General features: G+C 66.3%; 18 protein-coding genes. 11 read left to right on the top strand and 7 right to left on the bottom strand.

The window, feature by feature from the left end; translation table 11 throughout:
• Positions 1–7: 7 nt before the first annotated feature.
• From F6X40_RS20675 to F6X40_RS20660, 4 genes are all read right to left on the bottom strand, one after another.
• Positions 8–454: a nuclear transport factor 2 family protein gene (locus F6X40_RS20675; RefSeq protein ID WP_184022998.1), complete on the bottom strand. Its 447-nt coding sequence runs from the start codon at positions 452–454 to the stop codon at positions 8–10.
• A gap of 165 nt (positions 455–619) precedes the next feature.
• Positions 620–1,645 (bottom strand): lipopolysaccharide heptosyltransferase II, encoded by a 1,026-nt coding sequence (gene waaF, locus F6X40_RS20670; RefSeq protein ID WP_018421708.1) that lies wholly within the window; start codon positions 1,643–1,645, stop codon positions 620–622.
• 209 nt (positions 1,646–1,854) lie between these two features.
• Entirely contained in the window at positions 1,855–2,049 is a 195-nt protein-coding gene (locus F6X40_RS20665) for a zinc-finger domain-containing protein (protein ID WP_008920434.1), read from the bottom strand.
• Positions 2,050–2,123: 74 nt separating this feature from the next.
• Positions 2,124–3,047, bottom strand: a complete 924-nt coding sequence (locus tag F6X40_RS20660) for a branched-chain amino acid transaminase (RefSeq protein ID WP_187629032.1) — start codon at positions 3,045–3,047, stop codon at positions 2,124–2,126.
• Between the two features lie 227 nt (positions 3,048–3,274).
• Here F6X40_RS20660 and F6X40_RS20655 point away from each other — a divergent pair, with 227 nt between their 5' ends.
• From F6X40_RS20655 to F6X40_RS20615, 9 genes are all read left to right on the top strand, one after another.
• Entirely contained in the window at positions 3,275–4,030 is a 756-nt protein-coding gene (locus F6X40_RS20655; protein ID WP_184066531.1) for an AzlC family ABC transporter permease, read from the top strand.
• Positions 4,027–4,350 (top strand): AzlD domain-containing protein, encoded by a 324-nt coding sequence (locus tag F6X40_RS20650; protein WP_090801726.1) that lies wholly within the window; start codon positions 4,027–4,029, stop codon positions 4,348–4,350. The genes F6X40_RS20655 and F6X40_RS20650 overlap by 4 nt, the downstream gene beginning before the upstream one ends.
• 278 nt (positions 4,351–4,628) lie before the next feature.
• Positions 4,629–5,822: a phosphoglycerate kinase gene (locus F6X40_RS20645; protein WP_187629031.1), complete on the top strand. Its 1,194-nt coding sequence runs from the start codon at positions 4,629–4,631 to the stop codon at positions 5,820–5,822.
• Positions 5,823–6,273: 451 nt separating this feature from the next.
• Positions 6,274–7,710, top strand: coding sequence for a pyruvate kinase (gene pyk / locus F6X40_RS20640; RefSeq protein ID WP_018421702.1), 1,437 nt, complete (start codon positions 6,274–6,276; stop codon positions 7,708–7,710).
• A gap of 187 nt (positions 7,711–7,897) precedes the next feature.
• A complete protein-coding gene (gene fba, locus F6X40_RS20635; protein WP_184023005.1) occupies positions 7,898–8,962 on the top strand; it encodes a class II fructose-bisphosphate aldolase in 1,065 nt (354 codons plus the stop codon).
• 133 nt (positions 8,963–9,095) lie between these two features.
• Entirely contained in the window at positions 9,096–9,986 is an 891-nt protein-coding gene (locus F6X40_RS20630) for a phosphoribosylaminoimidazolesuccinocarboxamide synthase (protein ID WP_184006461.1), read from the top strand.
• A gap of 56 nt (positions 9,987–10,042) precedes the next feature.
• The gene (gene purE / locus F6X40_RS20625) at positions 10,043–10,561 is read left to right on the top strand and encodes a 5-(carboxyamino)imidazole ribonucleotide mutase (protein ID WP_018421699.1); all 519 of its coding nucleotides are present in this window, start codon (positions 10,043–10,045) and stop codon (positions 10,559–10,561) included.
• Between the two features lie 104 nt (positions 10,562–10,665).
• Positions 10,666–11,862: a 5-(carboxyamino)imidazole ribonucleotide synthase gene (locus tag F6X40_RS20620; RefSeq protein WP_184066527.1), complete on the top strand. Its 1,197-nt coding sequence runs from the start codon at positions 10,666–10,668 to the stop codon at positions 11,860–11,862.
• Between the two features lie 10 nt (positions 11,863–11,872).
• Positions 11,873–12,922: an L-threonylcarbamoyladenylate synthase gene (locus F6X40_RS20615; protein WP_187629030.1), complete on the top strand. Its 1,050-nt coding sequence runs from the start codon at positions 11,873–11,875 to the stop codon at positions 12,920–12,922.
• Between the two features lie 151 nt (positions 12,923–13,073).
• Here the strand turns inward: F6X40_RS20615 and F6X40_RS20610 are convergent, their stop codons facing one another.
• The 3 genes from F6X40_RS20610 to dacB all read right to left on the bottom strand — a co-directional run bounded on the left by F6X40_RS20610 (position 13,074) and on the right by dacB (position 17,061).
• Positions 13,074–14,297: an SGNH/GDSL hydrolase family protein gene (locus F6X40_RS20610; protein WP_187629029.1), complete on the bottom strand. Its 1,224-nt coding sequence runs from the start codon at positions 14,295–14,297 to the stop codon at positions 13,074–13,076.
• Between the two features lie 95 nt (positions 14,298–14,392).
• Positions 14,393–15,310 carry a sterol desaturase family protein gene (locus tag F6X40_RS20605; protein ID WP_187629028.1) on the bottom strand — a complete coding sequence of 306 codons (918 nt, stop codon included), beginning with the start codon at positions 15,308–15,310 and terminating at the stop codon, positions 14,393–14,395.
• 188 nt (positions 15,311–15,498) lie between these two features.
• Positions 15,499–17,061, bottom strand: coding sequence for a D-alanyl-D-alanine carboxypeptidase/D-alanyl-D-alanine-endopeptidase (gene dacB, locus F6X40_RS20600; protein WP_409340018.1), 1,563 nt, complete (start codon positions 17,059–17,061; stop codon positions 15,499–15,501).
• Positions 17,062–17,382: 321 nt separating this feature from the next.
• Here dacB and F6X40_RS20595 point away from each other — a divergent pair, with 321 nt between their 5' ends.
• Positions 17,383–18,045, top strand: a complete 663-nt coding sequence (locus F6X40_RS20595) for a response regulator (protein WP_184066517.1) — start codon at positions 17,383–17,385, stop codon at positions 18,043–18,045.
• Positions 18,046–18,049: 4 nt separating this feature from the next.
• On the top strand, positions 18,050–19,348 hold the full coding sequence (locus tag F6X40_RS20590; RefSeq protein WP_187616399.1) for an ATP-binding protein: 1,299 nt from the start codon (positions 18,050–18,052) through the stop codon (positions 19,346–19,348).
• The last annotated feature ends 96 nt before the right edge of the window (positions 19,349–19,444 follow it).

The raw sequence follows: 19,444 nt of genomic DNA, 5'->3' as shown, positions 1-19,444 counted from the left end.
CCGCGCGTCAGTGCAGCGGACCCTGGCCATGCCGCATCTTCGTCGCGAACTGGCTGGCGGTCTCGTTCGGCATCGGGCTTGCGTGAATATGCGCAATGCGCCATTCGCCGCGTTCATGGACCAGCACGTAGGTGGTGAAGACCATCGCGGGCGTGGCGGTCGGGTCGGCCGGACGGTGTGCTTCGGCAATCGCATAGACGACGGTGCCGAGGCTGTCGTAGACGCGGATGTCGAGCGGCTCGATCGACACCGGCAGCGCTTCGAGCTGGACCTGCAAGCCATTGCGGATGCTCTCGAGGCCGTGCAGATGCGAGCCGTCCGCGCAGATGCAGCTGACGAACTCCTCGTCGATCCACAAGCCCATCAAGCTGTCGATATTGACCTCGGCGACGGCCTGATAGTAGGCGTTCAGGGTATCGGCGGCGGCTTCGAAGATATGGGCAAAACGTGGCATGGCTCGTCAGTCTCTTGTGCGCGGCGCGCGGTTGCGGGTCAGCGGTAGCGGGACGGTCCAGAGCGCCGGACCATCGCCCCCGGCGTCAGCTTGCCCGTGCCGCAAGGCGCGAACATGACGCGACGCGCTCGGGGCGTGCGGTGTTGCGTGCAAGTACCAGTCAGCTCAGCGCTGCGCGAGCAGCATGCCGCGCAAATCGCCGAAAACCTGCTCGGCGCTCAGCTGCTTCAGACAGTTCAGATGACCGAGCGGGCACTCGCGCTCAAAACAGGGGCTGCATTCGAGATGAAGCCATTGTACCTTCGCGAGCTCGGACAAGGGCGGGGTGTGGCGCGGATCGGTCGAACCGTAGACGGCCACGAGCGGGCGGCGCAGCGCGGCGGCGACGTGCATCAGTCCGGAGTCGTTGGTGACGACCGCGTTGGCCCGCGAGATCAGCGCGCAAGCCTCGCCGAGTGCGGTCTGGCCGCACAGGTTGCGCACGTTCGGCGCTTTCTCGGCGATCGCCTGCGCGAGCGGCGCGTCTTTCGGCGAGCCGAGCGCGACGATTTGCGTGTACGGGAACGACTGGCCGACCATCTGCGCGAGCGACGCGAAGTGCTCGGGCGGCCAGCGCTTCGCGGGACCGTATTCGGCGCCGGGGCAGAACACCAGCAGCGGCACGCGCGTATCGAGATTGAAGCGCGCCGACACGCGCGAGGCCTCGTTCAGGTCCGTGTCGAGGCGCGGCATCGGCAGATCCTCGGGGACCTTGGCGCCTGGCGCATAGGCGAGGGCGGCGTAGTGGCCGACCATCGGCGGGCGGGCGTCCTTGCGCGGATTCGCGTGACGCACGTTCAGCACGCCGTAGCGACTCTCGCCGGTGTAGCCGATGCGCAGCGGAATGCCCGCCAGCCACGGAATCAGCGCCGACTTGAACGAATTCGGCAGCACGTAGGCCGCGTCGTAGCCGACGTCGCGCAGATCGCTCGACAGCTGCCAGCGGCGCAGCATCTGCAGCTTGCCGTGGGCGAGATCGGTCGCGTAGACGTCGCGGATTTCCGGCATGCGTTCGAGCACGGGTGCGACCCAGCTGGGCGCGACCGCGTCGATGACGATGCGCGGATGCAATTTCACGAGGCGCGCAAACAGCGGCTGCGCCATCAATGCGTCACCGATCCAGTTCGGTGCGATAACCAACGCGCGACGCATCAGAGTGAGTGTCCGGTGTCGATAACAAGCGCCGCGCGCGCGATGCGCGCGGCACTCGGATAGGTAAATGGGGAAAGCGGAAAGCCGCACGGCGCGATGCCGTTCGGCCGCACGGGTCGTGCGGTCGAGCCTGCGGCGCGGCGAGCGCGTGATTCAAAACGCGCGCCTCGTGCCGTGCAAGCTGGCTCAGAACCGCTCGATGCGTTGGATCAATGGCCCTTGATCACTTCGCCGTCGCGCAGCTTGTAACGCGTGCTGCAATACGGGCAACGCGCTTCGCCGTGCGACACGTCGATGAAGACGCGCGGATGCGCGCTCCAGCGCGGCATGGCCGGGTTCGGACAATACGCCGGCAGATCTTTTGCCGACAGTTCGACCAGCGGCATTTCCTTGATTTCGCTCATGAGACTTTCTCGTTGTATGCGGGGTGCTTGCAGTGCGCCGCCGTTGGGCTGCGCGGGGCATCTCGAAACGTCGCTCAGATCTTCGTGAGCCAGTGCGCGTATTTCGCGCTCCTGCCGTTCACGACGTCGAAGAAAGCCGACTGCAGCTTTTCGGTGATCGGGCCGCGCGCGCCAGCGCCGATCGTGCGGTTGTCGAGCTCGCGGATCGGCGTGACTTCGGCCGCCGTGCCGGTGAAGAACGCTTCGTCGCAGGTATAGACTTCGTCGCGCGTGATGCGCTTTTCGATCACCTGCAGGTCCATGTCGCGCGCGAGCGTGATGACGGTGTCGCGCGTGATGCCGTCGAGGCACGACGACAGATCAGGCGTGTACAGCTTGCCGTTGTTGACGAGGAAGAAGTTCTCGCCCGAGCCTTCCGACACGTAGCCGTCGACGTCGAGCAACAGCGCTTCGTCGTAGCCGTCGGCGATCGCTTCCTGGTTCGCGAGGATCGAGTTCACGTACCAGCCCGACGCCTTCGCGCGCACCATCGACACGTTCACGTGATGGCGCGTGAACGACGACGTCTTTACGCGGATGCCCCTGGTGATGCCGTCTTCGCCGAGGTATGCGCCCCACGGCCACGCGGCGATCGCGACGTGAATCGTGTTGCCCTTGGCCGACACGCCGAGCTTTTCCGAGCCGACCCAGATGATCGGGCGCAGATAGCACGAATCGAGCTTGTTCTCGCGAACCACTTCGCGCTGCGCGGCGGCGAGCGTTTCATGGTCGAACGGCACGTTCATCTGGAAGATCTTCGCCGAGTTCAGAAGGCGCTTGGTGTGCTCCTGCAGGCGGAAAATCGCGGTGGCGCCGTCGGCCGTCTTGTAAGCGCGCACGCCCTCGAACACGCCCATGCCGTAGTGCAGCGTATGGGTGAGCACGTGGATTTTGGCATCACGCCACTCGATGAGCTTGCCATCCATCCAGATCTTGCCGTCGCGGTCGGCCATTGACATACGGTTCTCCAGCAGGTGCGTTATGAGGTGCGGCCATGAGCGCAGGACATGGCCGGGAGCGCTATTTTAGCGTCATTTGCACACACCACGGGCATTTGGGCGCACCCCGGACGCTATAATCCAGCGCACGCATAAATCAAATCCGGATGCGCCAGCGGGTGGTCTCGCAAGCTGGCTTGCGACCTGGCCTTCTTGACGGCGTTTCCTGCGCCCGCACCCTTCGCCCGATGCTCGCTCGACTGTCCGACACCGATCGCCGCGCTTTTCGTGAAGGCGCGCGCGCCTACGCCCCCACGCTGATGGCGATTTTTTCCTGGGGCCTCGTGACCGGCATCGCGATGAGCAAGTCCGTGCTGACGCTGCCGCAGGCGCTCACGATGTCGCTGCTGTGCTACGCCGGATCGTCGCAGCTGGCGGTGTTGCCGCTCCTCGCGGCGAAGCTGCCGGTGTGGACCGTGTTGCTGACCGCGGCGATGGTCAACACCCGCTTCGTGATCTTCAGCGCCGGCCTCGCGCCGCACTTCCCGTATCTGTCGATGTGGCGGCGCATCGTGCTGGGCTATTTCAACGGCGACGTGATCTATCTGCTATTCGTCAAGAAGAGCTTTCCGACCGGCTACGTGCCGGGCAAGGAGGCGTACTTCTGGGGCATGGCGGTATCGAGCTGGCTGTCGTGGCAGGTGTCGTCGATCATCGGCATCCTGCTCGCGAGCCTGATTCCGGACAACTGGGGGCTCGCGCTGGCCGGCACGCTCGCGCTGCTGCCGGTGATGGTGTCGGCGATCGCCACCCGCTCGACGCTGGTCGCGGTCAGCGTGGCCGGCATCGTGTCGCTGCTCGCGCTCGATCTGCCGTACCGGCTGGCGTTGCCGCTCGCGGTGATCGCGGCGATCGCGGCCGGCAGTGCGGCCGACCTGATGATCGAGCGCGCCGACCTGCGCCGCATTCGTGGCGTGAACGATCGCGCCGGAGACTCCCGATGACCTCCACGCAAATCTGGCTCGCCATTTTCGGCATGACCTTCGTCACCGCGCTCACCCGCGCGATGTTCCTGATCGGCGGCGAGCGCACGGTACTGCCGGCGCGCGTGCAGAAGATGCTGCGCTACGCGCCGGCCGCCGCGCTCGCCGCGGTGGTGGTGCCCGACGTGCTGACGACGTCCGACGGGCTGTCGTTCGCGCCTTCCAACCATGAGCTTTACGCGACGCTCGCCGGCCTGGGCTGGTTTTTGTGGCGGCGCACCATGCTCGGCACGATCGTGACCGGAATGGTCGTGTTCACGCTGATGCGCGTCTTCCTGTGAGGGCCGGGCCCGGGGTGCGGCGATGAATGCTACGCCGCGGCATCTGCGGCCTTGCGATCAAATGCGCGACATTCGCCGTGTCGCGGATCAGAAGGCCGTTGGGATCAGTTAAAATGCCTTTTCCGGGTTGAGCGCGCCGCGGCAAGGCGCCTGGTGCCGCGGCCGGCCGCCGGCGCCCGATCCCGCGGAGCCGTTGGGCCGAAGCGCTGGAGTTCGCTGCGCTTCGGCCCCGCGCGCTGTCCGTCACCGCCTTCTCATCAACTCGCATACTCAAGCCCATGAACAAGGTATTGCGTCTCTCCGACCTGATCGCCGAAGGCAAGCTGTCCGGCAAACGCGTGTTCATCCGCGCCGATCTGAACGTGCCGCAGGACGATCAAGGCAACATCACCGAAGACACCCGCATCCGCGCTTCCGTGCCGGCCATCAAGGCCGCGCTCGACGCCGGCGCCGCGGTGATGGTCACCTCGCACCTTGGCCGTCCGACCGAAGGCGACTTCAAGCCGGAAGATTCGCTCGCACCAGTGGCGAAGCGTCTCGCGGAGCTGCTCGGCCGCGACGTGCCGCTCGTCGCGAATTGGGTCGAAAAGGGCGTGAACGTCGCGCCGGGCTCGGTCGTGCTGCTCGAAAACTGCCGCGTCAACAAGGGCGAAAAGAAAGATTCCGACGAGCTCGCGCAGAAAATGGCCAAGCTCTGCGATATCTACGTGAACGACGCGTTCGGCACCGCCCACCGCGCCGAAGCGACTACGCACGGCATCGCGAAGTACGCGCCGGTTGCCTGCGCGGGTCCGCTGCTCGCCGCTGAGCTCGAAGCGCTCGGCAAGGCGCTCGGCGCACCGAAGCGTCCGCTCGTGGCGATCGTCGCGGGCTCCAAGGTGTCGACCAAGCTGACCATCCTGAAGTCGCTCGCGGAGAAGGTCGACCAGCTGATCGTCGGCGGCGGCATCGCCAATACGTTCATGCTCGCGGCCGGCCTGAAGATCGGCAAGTCGCTCGCCGAAGCCGATCTGGTCGACGAAGCGAAGGCGATCATCGACGCGGCCAAGGCCCGCGGCGCCTCGGTGCCGATCCCGACCGACGTCGTCACGGCCAAGGAGTTCTCGCCGACCGCGAAGGCAGAAGTAAAGGCCGTCGCCGATGTGCAGGACGACGACATGATCCTCGACATCGGCCCGGAAACGGCCAAGGTGCTCGCCGCGCAACTCGAGAAGGCCGGCACGATCGTGTGGAACGGCCCGGTCGGCGTGTTCGAGTTCGACCAGTTCGGCAACGGCACGAAGACGCTCGCGGACGCGATCGCGCGCTCGGCGGCGTTCTCGATCGCAGGCGGCGGCGATACGCTCGCGGCAATCGCCAAGTACGGCATCCACGACCAGGTGAGCTACATTTCCACGGGCGGCGGCGCATTCCTCGAGTTCCTCGAGGGCAAGAAGCTGCCGGCGGTAGAAGTTCTGGAATCGCGGGCTTAACGTGGCGACGCGCTCCCCAGCGGCGAAGTCGACCAAGGCGCGTGGCGTGAAAGCGCCGCGCGGTAACGCGGCAACGCCGGCAGGGGAGCGCGCGACACGCGCGGCCGCTGCGTCGGCAGCGGCCGGACAGGACGAGGCTGCCGAAGCGCCGATAGCGCCCGCGGGACCGGTTGCAGCGCATGCTCCGACCGGCGACGCGGAGCAGCCCCCAACGGCACAGGTCGAAGCTGCTCAACACGATTCGGCCCGGCCGGAACAGCCTTCCGGCAAGCAGGGCAGCAAATCTCCGGCGCGCGAGGCGCCGCTCTCGAATATCGCATCACCCGCATCACTCCACAAAGCGACACCGGCCACAACCGGCGCGCGACCCCAGCCAGCATCTTTCGATGCGCGAACTCCGCAGCAGCCCCGCAGCGCTCTTACCAGCGATCCTATCCAGACGAGGAGACTCATGCATCGCGCCACCAAGATTGTCGCTACTATCGGTCCGGCTTCCAGCACGCCGGAAATCCTGCTGCAAATGATTCAGGCGGGATTGGACGTGGTGCGGCTCAATTTCTCACATGGCACCGCGGACGACCATCGCCAGCGCGCCGAATTCGTGCGCGAGGCGGCCCGCCAGGCCGGCCGCGAAGTCGCCATCATGGCTGACCTGCAAGGCCCGAAAATCCGCGTCGGCAAATTCGAGAACGGCCGCACGACGCTCGTCACCGGCAATCCGTTCGTCCTCGATGCCGACTGCGAGCTCGGCAACGACGAGCGCGTCGGCCTCGACTACAAGGATCTGCCGCGCGACCTGAAGCCGGGCGACGTACTGCTGCTCAACGACGGCCTGATCGTGCTGAACGTGCAGCGCCTGATCGGCAACGAGATCCACACGGTCGTGAAGATCGGCGGCGAGCTGTCGAACAACAAGGGCATCAACCGCCAGGGAGGCGGTCTGTCGGCGCCCGCGCTGACCGCCAAAGACATGGAGGACATCCGCACGGCGATGTCGCTCGGCGTCGATTTCGTCGCGGTGTCGTTCCCGAAAAACGCGACCGACATGGAAATGGCCCGCCAGCTCGCGAACATCGCCGGCGCGCCGTACGGCATCAAGCCGAAAATGATCGCGAAGATCGAGCGCGCGGAAGCGATTCCGGCGCTGCAAGGCATCCTCGACGCGTCGGACGGCATCATGGTCGCGCGTGGCGATCTGGCCGTGGAAGTGGGCAATGCCGCGGTGCCGGCGCTGCAAAAGCGCATGATCCGGATGGCGCGCGAATCGAACAAGTTCGTGATCACCGCGACGCAGATGATGGAGTCGATGATCCACGCGCCGGTGCCGACCCGCGCGGAAGTGTCGGACGTCGCCAACGCGGTGCTCGACGGCACGGACGCGGTGATGCTGTCGGCGGAATCGGCGGCGGGCAAGTACCCGGTGCAGACCATCGAGACGATGGCCGCGATTTGCGTCGAAGCGGAAAAGTCCGAGCAGTCGGAGCTCGACAAGGACTTCCTCGACCGCACGTTCACGCGGATCGACCAGTCGATCGCGATGGGCGCGCTGTTCACCGCCTATCACCTTGGCGCCAAGGCCATCGTCGCGCTGACCGAATCGGGCTCGACCGCGCTGTGGATGTCGCGTCACTGGACCCACGTGCCGATCTTCGCGCTGACGCCGCGCGTCGGCAGCGAACGGGCGATGGCGCTGTACCGCAACGTGACGTCACTGCATCTGGACACCAACACCGACCGCGACACGGCGCTGCAGCAGGCGCTCGAAACGGTGGTCGGCAAGGGCTACGCGTCGCACGGCGACATGGTCGTGCTGACGGTCGGCGAGCCGATGGGTCAGGCGGGCGGCACCAATACGTTGAAGATCGTGCGGGTCGGTGAACCGTACTGATCAGGCAGGACTGCTCGATCGGCACAGGCTCGATTGAGCGAAGCAGGGCGGCGAAACCCGCACGGTCCATGTGCGACGGCGCACCAAAGTGCCGGTGTCATCGCGGGAACGCCCCCTGCGTCGCGATAAAATCGCCGCAAAAGATGCCGACGGCAAAAGAATTCGTTTCAATCTAAGGAGTTTCAGCATGCCTCTCGTATCAATGCGTCAACTGCTGGACCATGCTGCGGAAAACGGCTATGGCCTTCCGGCATTCAACGTGAACAATCTGGAGCAGGTGCAGGCGATCATGGCCGCGGCCGACAAGGTCAACGCCCCAGTCATCATGCAGGCGTCGGCCGGTGCGCGTAAGTACGCGGGCGAGCCGTTCCTGCGTCATCTGATCGAAGCGGCGGTCGAGTCGTATCCGCACATTCCGGTCGTGATGCACCAGGACCACGGTCAGTCGCCGGCGGTGTGCATGGCGGCGATTCGCAGCGGCTTCACCAGCGTGATGATGGACGGTTCGCTCGAAGCCGACGGCAAGACGGTCGCATCGTACGAGTACAACGTCGAAGTGTCGCGCAAGGTCGTCGAAGCGGCGCACTCGATCGGCGTCACCGTGGAAGCGGAGCTGGGCGTGCTCGGTTCGCTCGAAACGATGAAGGGCGACAAGGAAGACGGCCACGGCGCCGAAGGCACGATGACGCGTGAACAACTGCTGACCGATCCGGAGCAGGCCGCCGACTTCGTCAAGCTGACCCAGTGCGACGCGCTGGCCATCGCGATCGGCACCTCGCACGGCGCCTACAAGTTCAGCAAGAAGCCGACGGGCGATATTCTCTCGATCCAGCGCATCAAGGAAATCCATCAGCGCATTCCGAACACGCACCTCGTGATGCACGGCTCGTCGTCGGTGCCGCAGGAGCTGCTCGCGGAAATCCGCGAATTCGGCGGCGACATGAAGGAAACCTACGGCGTGCCGGTCGAAGAAATCCAGGAAGGCATCCGTCACGGCGTGCGCAAGGTCAACATCGATACCGACCTGCGTCTGGCGATCACGGGCGCGATCCGTCGCTACATGGCGACCAACCCGGGCAAGTTCGATCCGCGCGATTACCTGAAGCCGGCGCGCGAAGCGGCGATGAAGATCTGTATCGACCGTTACACACAATTCGGCTGCGAAGGCCAGGCTGGCAAGATCAAGCCGGTTTCGCTTGATAAAATTGCGCAGAAGTACAAGTCGGGCGAGCTCGCGCAAGTCGTCCGTTAAGCTGTAGTTTTGGCTCCGCGCCTGGCCGTTTGGCCAGGTTGTCGTCCGATCGCCGTTCCCGCATCATCGGGGGAACGGCGTTTCCCTTTTGTTCCGGTCACATTTTTTGCACCACTTTTAGCGAACCACGACGATGTCTACCCTCTACGAATCCACGCTCCGCTCGCTGCCGCTGCTCGGCCGCGGCAAAGTCCGCGACAACTATGCGGTGGGCAACGACCAGTTGCTGATCGTCACGACCGACCGTCTGTCGGCGTTCGACGTGATCATGGGCGAGCCGATTCCGAACAAGGGTCGCGTGCTCAACGCGATGGCGAACTTCTGGTTCGAGAAACTGAAGCACGTGGTGCCGAACCACCTGACGGGCGTCGCGCCGGAGTCGGTGGTCGCGCCGGACGAAGTCGAGCAGGTCAAAGGGCGCGCGGTGGTCGTCAAGCGTCTCGAGCCGATCCTCGTCGAAGCGGTGGTGCGCGGCTATCTGGCCGGCAGTGGCTGGAAAGATTACCAGGCCACCGGTTCGGTCTGCGGCGTGCAACTGCCGCCGGGTTTGCAGAACGCGCAGAAGCTGCCCGAGCCGATCTTCACGCCGGCCGCCAAGGCCGAGATGGGCCACCACGACGAAAACATCACCTACGACGAGATGGAGCGCCGCATCGGCACCGAACTGTCGGCCACGATCCGCGACATTTCGATCCGTCTGTATAAGGAAGCCGCTGATTACGCGGCCACGCGCGGCATCATCATTGCGGACACGAAGTTCGAATTCGGTCTGGACAACCACGGCAAGCTGTACCTGATGGACGAGGCGCTGACCGCCGATTCGTCGCGCTTCTGGCCGGCGGACCAGTACCAGGTCGGCACGAACCCGCCGTCGTTCGACAAGCAGTTCGTGCGCGACTGGCTCGAAACCCAGCCGTGGAAGAAAGAGCCGCCGGCGCCGAAGCTGCCGGACGACGTGGTCGCGAAAACGGGCGAGAAGTACCAGGAAGCGCTCGAGCGCCTGACCGGCCACAAGCTCGACTGATCTGATCGCGCGCGCCGTGTCAGGCGCGCATCGCCGGGAAACAAGGAAGCCGTAAGATGAGTGAAGCACAAACCGCCCATACGCATGATGCGCCGGTCGTCGGCGTATTGATGGGCTCCAGTTCCGACTGGGAAGTGATGAAAAACGCCGTCGCGATTCTGCAGGAATTCGGCGTGCCGTACGAAGCGAAGGTCGTGTCCGCGCACCGCATGCCCGACGAAATGTTCGCCTATGCTGAAAGCGCGCGCGAGCGCGGCATTCGCGCGATCATCGCGGGTGCGGGCGGCGCCGCGCATCTGCCGGGCATGCTGGCCGCGAAGACCACGGTGCCGGTGCTCGGCGTGCCGGTCGCGAGCAAGTATCTGAAGGGCGTCGATTCGCTGCATTCGATTGTGCAGATGCCCAAGGGTGTGCCGGTCGCGACGTTTGCGATCGGCGAGGCGGGTGCCGCGAATGCGGCGCTGTTTGCGGTGTCGCTGCTCTCCGGCACCAGCGCCGAATACGCGGACAAGCTCGCTGCATTCCGTGTGCGCCAGAACGAAGCGGCTCACGCGATGGTATTGCCGGCGCTGTAAGTGCGCTGGTTGTTTTATAAGACGTCTCCTGTCCGACCCCCGGCCGGATGCCCGCCGCTCGATGCATGAGCGCGACGCGTATCCGGCCGCGACCGACCACCAAGATGAACCCTGACAACACACCGGTTTCACCGATTCTGCCCGGCGCATGGCTTGGCATGGTCGGTGGCGGCCAGCTCGGCCGCATGTTCTGTTTTGCCGCCCAGGCGATGGGCTATCGCGTCGCCGTGCTCGATCCGGACGAAACCAGCCCGGCCGGCGCGGTCGCCGACCGCCACCTGCGCGCGGCCTACGGCGACGAAGCGGCGCTGACCGAACTCGCGCGGTTGTGCGCGGCGGTGTCGACCGAATTCGAGAACGTGCCGTCCGCGAGCCTCGACTTTCTCGGCAAGTCCACCTTCGTGAGCCCGGCGGGGCGTTGCGTCGCCGTCGCGCAGGACCGGATCGCCGAGAAGCGCTTTATCGCGTCGTCGGGTGTGACGGTTGCGCCGCACGTCGTGATCGAGTCGTCGGATGCGCTTGCGGCGCTGGGCGATGGCGAGCTCGAAGCGGTGCTGCCCGGCATCCTGAAAACGGCGCGCATGGGTTACGACGGCAAAGGCCAGATTCGCGTGCGCAACGCCGAGGAAGTGCGCGAGGCGCATGCGTCGCTCGGCGGCGTACCGTGTGTGCTCGAGAAGCGCCTGCCGCTGAAGTTCGAGGTGTCGGCGCTGATCGCGCGCGCGGCGAGCGGGGCGTCGGTGGTCTATCCGCTCGCGCAAAACACCCATCGCGACGGCGTGCTGTCGCACACCATCGTCCCCGCGCCGGACGCGTCGCCGGCGCTCGTGCAGCAGGCTCAACAGGCCGCGCTGCAGATCGCCGAGAAGCTCGGCTACGTCGGCGTGCTGTGCGTCGAATTCTTCATTCTCGAAGACGGCTCGCTGGTCGCCAACGAAATGGCGCCGCGCCCGCATAACTCCGGCCACTACACGGTCGACGCGTGCGCGACGAGCCAGTTCGAGCAGCAGGTGCGCGCGATGACCGGCATGCCGCTCGGCGACACGCGCCAGCATTCGCCGGCGGTGATGCTGAACATCCTCGGCGACGTGTGGTTTCCGGACGGTCCGAAGCGCGCGGCGGTCACGCCGCCGTGGCAGGAAGTCGCCGCGATGCCGTCAGCGCGCCTGCATCTGTACGGCAAGGAAGAGGCGCGTTGCGGCCGCAAGATGGGCCACGTGAACTTCACCGCGCCGACGCTCGAAGAAGCCCGCACCGCGGCGCGCGATTGCGCGCGGCTGCTGCACATCGCCACCAGCTGACGCGCGCGCCATGCCGGATCAACAGAAACCCGCCGAGGACGCTACCAACGCGTTGCCGGTCAGCGCCGCGCAGATCGAGCACGCGGCTGCCTTGCTCGACGCGGGGGGGCTGGTCGCGTTTCCGACGGAAACCGTGTACGGCCTCGGCGGCGATGCCGAGAACCCGGACGCGGTCGCGCGCATTTACGCGGCGAAGGGGCGGCCGGCCAATCATCCGGTGATCGTGCATCTCGCGCCGCATGGCGATCCGAACTACTGGGTCGAGCATTTGCCGGCGGATGCGCAGCGCCTGATCGACGCGTTCTGGCCGGGACCGCTCACGCTGATCCTCAAGCGCGCTGCGCGCATTCCGGCAGCGGTCAGCGGCGGGCAGGACTCGGTGGGACTGCGCTGCCCGTCGCATCCGGTTGCGCAGGCGTTGCTCGATGCATTCAGCGCGTTGCGCGGCGGGCATGGCGGCGTCGCCGCGCCGTCGGCGAACCGCTTCGGGCATGTGAGCCCGACCACCGCGCAGCATGTGCGCGACGAGTTCGGCAGCGCGATTCATGTGCTCGATGGCGGCGCGTCGGATGTCGGTATCGAGTCGACGATTCTCGATCTGTCGCGCGGCTTTCCGGCGCTGCTGAGGCCCGGTCGCGTGACGCCGCAGGATATCGCCGACGTGCTCGGCGAGGTGCCGCGTCTGCCTGACGGGTCGGACGCGACCGCGCCGCGCGCGTCGGGCACGTTGAAAGCGCATTACGCGCCGCGCACGCCGCTCGTGCTGCTGCCATTCGGCGAGCTCGAGCCGCTTCTCGCGGTGCGCGAGCCGGGCGAGCGCGTCGCGCTGGTCGCGCGCGCGTCGCGTGCGGGACAGTGGGCCGATGTCGACGGCGTGCATTTCGTCGCCGCGCCGGAAGATCCGCACGTCTATGCACGCGAACTCTACGGCTTGCTGCGCGCGCTCGATCGCGCGAACGTCACGCGGATTCTGATCGAGAAGCTGCCCGATACGATCGAATGGATCGCGCTCAACGATCGGCTCGGGCGCGCGGCGGCGGCGTTCGAAGCGCAGCACTGACGCAATCGGATCGCTGCGCTGCATGGTGTGGCCACCGGAAAAGGCAAAGGCCCGGCTCGTTCAACGAGCCGGGCCTTTTGCCATCTAGCCAGCCTTAGCGATGCCGGTTAGCTGTCATGTCAATACCGCTAACCCCACGGCCACCGCCGCGTTACTTGCCAAGCCCGCTAGCAGCGATCTGCGTCTCGACCTGCTGTGCGAACAGCGCCTGCAGATGCGTGGTCGGATGCACGAGGTCGGCGAACATGTAGGTCTGGTCCGCGCCGGCCACCGTGTAGGTTTGCGGCGAGCAGAACAGCGACGACGCAAGCGCGCTGCCGAAGTCCGCCGCCGTCTGGCCGGATGCGAGCACGCTCGGATTGTTCGTCGCGTACGTGGTCGCGCTTTGGGCCATCGACGCCAGATTACACGCGGTGCCCGCATTCGACACCGTGAAACCGAGCGACTGATAGTTCTGCAACGTCTGGTCGATCCACGCGAATGCGCTCACGTAGATGACCTGCTTGGTCGACGCGAGGCCTTGCTGTAGCACGCCGTTGTAGGTCTTGACGAGCGCGTTGATGAGCGCCTGGCCTTGCGCGCCCGCGGCGAGACCTTGCGGCGTCTGCGCGATGTCCGGCACGTCCGACACCACCACGTGCGTCGCGCCCGACGCGACGACCTTCTGCACCGTGCCGACGAACGTGGTCGCTGCGGTGGTGATGTCCTGCAGCGCGGCCAGCGTGGCCGTCTGCGACGCGGCGGCTGCCGCCGTCTGCGCGTCGGCCGGGGTGCCGCCGTTCAGGAGCGCCTGCGTCGCCGCTGCCGTACCGGCAGCCGAGACCGCTTGCACCGCGACGAAGATGTCGTTCGCGCCGCCGTTCATCAGCACGAGCTGGTTCGAATTGAAGCTGTTATTGTGCCCGGCCAGATACTCGGCGACCTGCGTCGTGACCGGCACCGTCGTCGCGGCCATGTTGTTCGGCGCGTAGCCTTCGCCCGGCTGCAGATCGACACGCGAGCCGCCCTGCGCGTAACCGAGGCCGCCCGTCGCGGTGAGCGGCATGCCGAAGCCGCCGACGTACGCGGCGGTGAGCGTGCCGCCGTAGTACTCGGCGACCTTCTGCGTCCAGACCTCACCCGGATTCGTCGTGAAGCGGCCGCCGCCCGTGCCGACGTTCGCCTGGACCGTCGGCATGTATGTGCCGACATCCGACAGGCTGTCGCCGAATGACACGACCTGCAGCGTGACGCCCCCCGGCGGCGTGTTGCTGCTGCTCGAACTATTGTTGTCGCTGCCACCGCCGCATGCCGCGAGCGCGGCGAACGCTGCGCTCGCCACTGCGATCTGCGTGACGCGCAACCATTGCTGTTTCTTCGAAGCGGTTCGATTCATGTTGACTGCATCTCCTCGTATGTGTGGCCCTTGATGCCATGTGTTGCAGGCGGCGTCCACCGCGTTGGCGGCGTGACGACAGCTTACAGAATCTTCTACGGCCTGCGCGATGTCCGAAGCGCGACCGTATGGTTTGAGTTCAAGCCGGCTCCCTTCGCGCGCTGCGCATGATAAGCGGCGGCCCAGGCGGGCGGCGCGAACAGCGCACGCCATTTGTTGCGCCAGCCGCGCACGCTCGCGAAGTCTGCGGCCATCGATGCCCATTCGTGAAACGTCGCCTTCAGCGGGTTGTACGTGTGCAGTGGCTCGACGATGCCGTACCGCGGCGCCTCGTGCGGATCTTCTTCGACGTAGCTGCCGAGCAGGCGATCCCAGATCACCAGTACACCTGCGTAATTGCGATCGATGTAGCGATCGTTGCACGCATGATGCACGCGATGGATCGACGGCGTATTGAACACGTATTCGAGCCAGCCGAGCTTGCCGATCGCCTGCGTGTGCACGAAGAACTGGAAGCCGAGATTGACCAGCACGATCGCGACAATCTGCTTCGGAGCAAAGCCAGGAATGGCGAGCGGAATCCAGAACACCCACATGCCGGCGATCGGGTACATCAGGCTCTGGCGGAACGCGGTCGAAAAATTCATCCGCTCCGACGAGTGATGCACGACGTGCGCGGCCCACAGCCAGCGCACGCGATGACTGCAGCGATGAAAGACGTAATAGAGCAGGTCCTGCGCGACGAACAGCACGACGAACGACAGCCATGTCGCCGGCCATGTATGAAAGCGGTAATGCTCGTAGAAAAACGCGTAGACAGGGATGATCGCGAGCCACGCGAGCTTGTCGGCGGCCTGCTGCAGCAGCGCTAGCGCGGCGTTGCACAGCGTGTCGCGCCAGCTGTAGAGCCGCTCGGCCGGGCGCGTGCGGCTCACGTGCCACGCCTCCCAGCCGATGCAGGCAAGAAAGACCGGCGCCATGGCGAGCAGCAGCAATTCGGCATCGAATTGCATCTTGTCTCCCTTCCTGGTCCCTGACCGCCGCGCGGTACGCGGCGGGTGGTGTCGTTATCGTTCGTGAGGTCGCGCGGTATCCACGACCGGCGCCCTGCGCGGCAAGCCCGTGATGTCGCGCGCCGCATGCTGCCCGACAGCGTACACGGTTAGGAGCTTGCCGCGCGCGGCATCGCTAGAAGGAATACTCAGTGGCTGCCGCGCTTGCGCGGGTTTTTCCTGGGCTTCTCGCGCGCTTCCTCGATGGGCGCGGAAACCTTCGTGAAGCCCTGCGACGGGCCTTCGTACACCCATTCGAGCAGCGCGTCGTGCGCGGCGCGCGCCGCTTCCGAATGCGGATCGTTGATCAGGCTGACGACGACATAGCTGTTGCCGTCGGCCGACGCGACGTAGCCGGCGATCGCGCGTACGTCGCGCAGCGTGCCGGTCTTGATGTGCGCGTTGCCGCCCGCGCCCTGGCTGGTCAGGCGGTTGCGCATCGTGCCGTCGACACCGGCGATCGGCAGCGAGTCGACGAACACCTGCGCGACTGGGCTCGCGTTCGCGCGTTGCAGAACATCGGCGAGCGCGAGCGCGGTGATGTGTTCGTCGCGCGACAGGCCCGAGCCGTTATCGAGCGACAGGTATTCGGTGTTCAGGCTGTCGCGCGTCAGGAAAGCTTCGACCGCGTGCGCGGCTTTCGCGGGCGTGGCGGGCGGCCTTTCTTCGGCGGCGCCGATTGTCAGGAACAGGTTGCGCGCCATCGTGTTGTTGCTGAACTTGTTGATGTCGCGAACGATGTCCGACAGCATCGGCCCCTCGTGCCTGGCGACGAGCTTCGCGCCGGCGGGCACCGCGCCTTCGCGGGTCGCGCCCGTGAATGTGCCGCCGGTTTGCTGCCACAGCGCGAGAAAGCCGCGCGCGAAGAACGTCGAGTGATCGAGCACGGCGACGTTGATCGTGCGCGCGTCGCAGCGCACCGGAAAGTCGCCGATGAACGACGCGACGAGCGTGCCGTCAGGCTCCGGCGTGACGGTCGGCGTCGGCAACTCGCCCCGGCATGGGCCGCTCGTCGCACGCAGCTGGTTGTCGATGCGCAGTTGCGCGAGCGCGGGCAGCACGTCGATCGCCACCGTGCCGTCGGGCGACGGCGTCAGCGTGAACGACAGCGATTTGAACGCGTACAGCAGCGGATCGGGGCCGACGTTGTACGGCGCGTTCACGTCGTCGTCGAACGCGGGCAGGTCGCGAGTCGACGGATCGAAGTAGCGCTTGTCGAGCACCAGCGCGCCGTCGATACCGTTGATGCCCGCCTTGTGAATCTTCTGCACGAGGTCGATCAGTTCTTCGGGCACGAGCTTCGGGTCGCCGGTGCCCTGGATGTACAGATTGCCGTGCAGCACGCCGCTCGCGTCGAGCGGGCCGTCCGCGTACGCGCTGGTGCGCCAGCGGTAACCGGGACCGAGGATCGACAGGCCTGAGTAGGTGGTGACGAGCTTCATGGTCGAGGCGGGCATCATCGGCTTGCCGGCGTTCAGCGCGAGGATCGGCGTGCGATCGCCGACCTTTTCGACGACCACGCTGATCGACGACAACGGCACGTGCGCGCGCTGCAGACCGACCATCACCGGCTGCGGCAGTACCGTCGTGACGTTGACGCTCGGATGCGTGGCCTTGACGCGTGCCTCCGCGGTCAGCGGCAGCAGCGTGCCTGCGCCGAGCGCGGCGGCGCAGAGCCAGACGGCTGCGCGCGGCACGACGCGGTTAGGCATGAAGGCTGCGCGATCGAACATACGGCGCGAGTGCAGCGCCATACGGCGTGCGACGGAAGACAGAAAAGCGTGCGTCATGAATGGGTGAACGGGCAAACGGACGAGCAGGATTTCAAGGTCGGCGTGCGAGGGACGATGGAACGGCAAGCTGGGCGCCTTGACGGCGCGGTAGCGCGCCGCGGTCTACCGGCCGTCGCGCGACGCAAAGCGCCCATTGTAGTGACATCCCGCGAGGCTGCGGTGAAAAAAGCGCCACACGCCGCACGGGTCGGAAGCGGGCGCTAGAATGCGGCATCATCGAATGTTTTGGAACGGACAACCATGCGCATCCTGCTAGTCGAAGATGACCGGATGATCGCCGAAGGCGTGCGCAAGGCGCTGCGCGGCGAAGGCTTCGCCGTCGATTGGGTCGAGGACGGCGAAGCGGCGCTGCGCGCGGCGGCGTCCCAGCCTTACGACCTCGCGTTGCTCGACCTCGGTCTGCCCAAGCGCGACGGTCTCGAGGTGCTGCGCGCACTGCGTGCGCGCGGCCATGCGCTGCCGGTGCTGATCGTCACCGCGCGCGACGCGGTCGCCGATCGTGTCAAGGGCCTCGACGCCGGCGCTGACGATTACCTTGTCAAACCTTTCGATCTCGACGAGCTCGGTGCGCGGATGCGCGCGTTGATCCGACGCCAGTCCGGCCGCAGCGATTCGACGATTCGCCACGGCAATTTGACCCTCGATCCCGCGTCGCACCAGGTGACGCTCGATGGCGCCCTGGTCGCGCTATCTGCGCGCGAATTCGCGCTGCTCGAGGCGCTGCTCGCGCGACCCGGCGCGGTGCTGTCCAAGAGCCAGCTAGAGGAAAAGATGTATGGCTGGGGCGAGGAGATCGGCAGCAATACCGTCGAGGTCTATATCCACGCGCTGCGCAAGAAGCTCGGCGCCGATCTGATCCGCAACGTCCGCGGGCTTGGCTACATGATCGCGAAGGACGCCTGAGCCGATGCGCTCGATTCGCCGACAACTGTTGTTCTGGCTGCTCGCGCTCGTGCTGCTCGGCGTCGGCATCGCGGGCTGGCTGATCTACCGGCAGGCACTCGCCGAAGCGAACGAGCTGTTCGACTACCAGCTCGAGCAGATCGCCGCGGCGCTGCCGGCGGAACCGTTCTCGCAGGTGCTCGGCCGCGATACCGGCGACGAGGGCATCGTGCTGCAGATCTGGAACCGCAACGGCATGCTGATGTATTACTCGCGGCCGCGTGCGCCGCTCGCGCCGCGCGCCGAACTCGGTTTTTCGACCGAGCGCACCGACCGCGGCGAATGGCGCGTATATGGCGCGATCGTCGGCGACAACGTCGTGCAGCTCGCGCAGCCGCTGTCGGTGCGCAACCGGCTCGCCGCCGATGTCGCGCTGCGCACGCTGTGGCCGCTGATCGTGCTGCTGCCGCTGCTCGGACTCGCGGTATGGGTGATCGTCGGTCGTGGGCTGCGGCCGCTGCGGCGCGTGACGAGCGCGCTCGACACCCGTCATCCCGAAGCGCTGGATCCATTGCCTGATCAGCGCCTGCCGCTCGAAGTGCGGCCGCTCGTGCGTGCGCTGAACGGGCTGCTGCAGCGGCTCGCGACCGCGCTCGATATCCAGAAGGCGTTCGTCGCCGATGCCGCGCACGAATTGCGCACGCCGCTTGCCGCGGTACAGATTCAGGCGCAACTGGTCGCGCGCGCGAAGGACGACACAGCCCGCAGCGAGGCGCTCGCCGATCTGCAGGCGGGTGTCACGCGCGCGACGCGCCTCGCCGAGCAACTGCTCGCGCTCGCGCGCGCCGAGCCGGACGGCGCCGCCGGCGCAGTGATGCTCGATCTGCGCGAGCTGCTGCAGGAGTGCGTCGCGACCTACGCGCCGCTCGCAATGAATCGCGGCGTCGACCTCGGCATCGAGGCGAGCGAGGCCGCCAGCGTGACCGGCGACGCCGAAGCGCTGCGCGTGATGTTCAACAACCTCGTCGACAACGCGACCAAGTACACGCCGCGTGGCGGCCGCGTCGACGTCAGCCTGCGTGTCGAGGACGGCCATCCGGTCGTGCGGATCGCCGATAGCGGCCCCGGTATCGATCCCGCCGATCGCGAGCGCGTGTTCGACCGGTTCTATCGCGCGGGAGCGGGCGCGAATCGCGCGCGCACCGACGTGGCGGGCAGCGGCCTCGGTCTCGCGATCGTGCGTCGGATCGCCACCCAACATCATGCGCAAGTGTCGCTCGACGACTCGCCGGCCGGTGGTTTGCAGGTCATCGTACGCTTCTGATCATGGTGATTTACTGTTCGGCCAACGCCGGCGTTGATGCTGGCGCGGCGGTCCGTAGCGGCCGGTCCGATAAGGTTCCCATGATCTGGCGCTGCT

Origin of the sequence: Paraburkholderia sp. UCT31, assembly GCF_014397655.1 — a bacterium.
Classification (GTDB): domain Bacteria; phylum Pseudomonadota; class Gammaproteobacteria; order Burkholderiales; family Burkholderiaceae; genus Paraburkholderia; species Paraburkholderia tuberum.
Note: the sequence above shows the minus strand (reverse complement) of the source record. Positions and strands in the feature narration are given on the sequence as shown.

Bases quoted from the DNA above. Each gene is read 5' to 3' on its own strand.
- F6X40_RS20605 (WP_187629028.1), bottom strand. From the start codon at position 15,310: ATGCAATTCGATGCCGAATTGCTGCTGCTCGCCATGGCGCCGGTCTTT.
- waaF (WP_018421708.1), bottom strand. From the start codon at position 1,645: ATGCGTCGCGCGTTGGTTATCGCACCGAACTGGATCGGTGACGCATTG.
- pyk (WP_018421702.1), top strand. From the start codon at position 6,274: ATGCATCGCGCCACCAAGATTGTCGCTACTATCGGTCCGGCTTCCAGC.
- F6X40_RS20645 (WP_187629031.1), top strand. From the start codon at position 4,629: ATGAACAAGGTATTGCGTCTCTCCGACCTGATCGCCGAAGGCAAGCTG.
- F6X40_RS20590 (WP_187616399.1), top strand. From the start codon at position 18,050: ATGCGCTCGATTCGCCGACAACTGTTGTTCTGGCTGCTCGCGCTCGTG.
- F6X40_RS20650 (WP_090801726.1), top strand. From the start codon at position 4,027: ATGACCTCCACGCAAATCTGGCTCGCCATTTTCGGCATGACCTTCGTC.
- F6X40_RS20595 (WP_184066517.1), top strand. From the start codon at position 17,383: ATGCGCATCCTGCTAGTCGAAGATGACCGGATGATCGCCGAAGGCGTG.
- F6X40_RS20655 (WP_184066531.1), top strand. From the start codon at position 3,275: ATGCTCGCTCGACTGTCCGACACCGATCGCCGCGCTTTTCGTGAAGGC.
- purE (WP_018421699.1), top strand. From the start codon at position 10,043: ATGAGTGAAGCACAAACCGCCCATACGCATGATGCGCCGGTCGTCGGC.
- F6X40_RS20610 (WP_187629029.1), bottom strand. From the start codon at position 14,297: ATGAATCGAACCGCTTCGAAGAAACAGCAATGGTTGCGCGTCACGCAG.
- F6X40_RS20665 (WP_008920434.1), bottom strand. From the start codon at position 2,049: ATGAGCGAAATCAAGGAAATGCCGCTGGTCGAACTGTCGGCAAAAGAT.
- F6X40_RS20615 (WP_187629030.1), top strand. From the start codon at position 11,873: ATGCCGGATCAACAGAAACCCGCCGAGGACGCTACCAACGCGTTGCCG.
- F6X40_RS20675 (WP_184022998.1), bottom strand. From the start codon at position 454: ATGCCACGTTTTGCCCATATCTTCGAAGCCGCCGCCGATACCCTGAAC.
- fba (WP_184023005.1), top strand. From the start codon at position 7,898: ATGCCTCTCGTATCAATGCGTCAACTGCTGGACCATGCTGCGGAAAAC.
- F6X40_RS20660 (WP_187629032.1), bottom strand. From the start codon at position 3,047: ATGTCAATGGCCGACCGCGACGGCAAGATCTGGATGGATGGCAAGCTC.
- F6X40_RS20630 (WP_184006461.1), top strand. From the start codon at position 9,096: ATGTCTACCCTCTACGAATCCACGCTCCGCTCGCTGCCGCTGCTCGGC.
- F6X40_RS20620 (WP_184066527.1), top strand. From the start codon at position 10,666: ATGAACCCTGACAACACACCGGTTTCACCGATTCTGCCCGGCGCATGG.
- dacB (WP_409340018.1), bottom strand. From the start codon at position 17,061: ATGCCTAACCGCGTCGTGCCGCGCGCAGCCGTCTGGCTCTGCGCCGCC.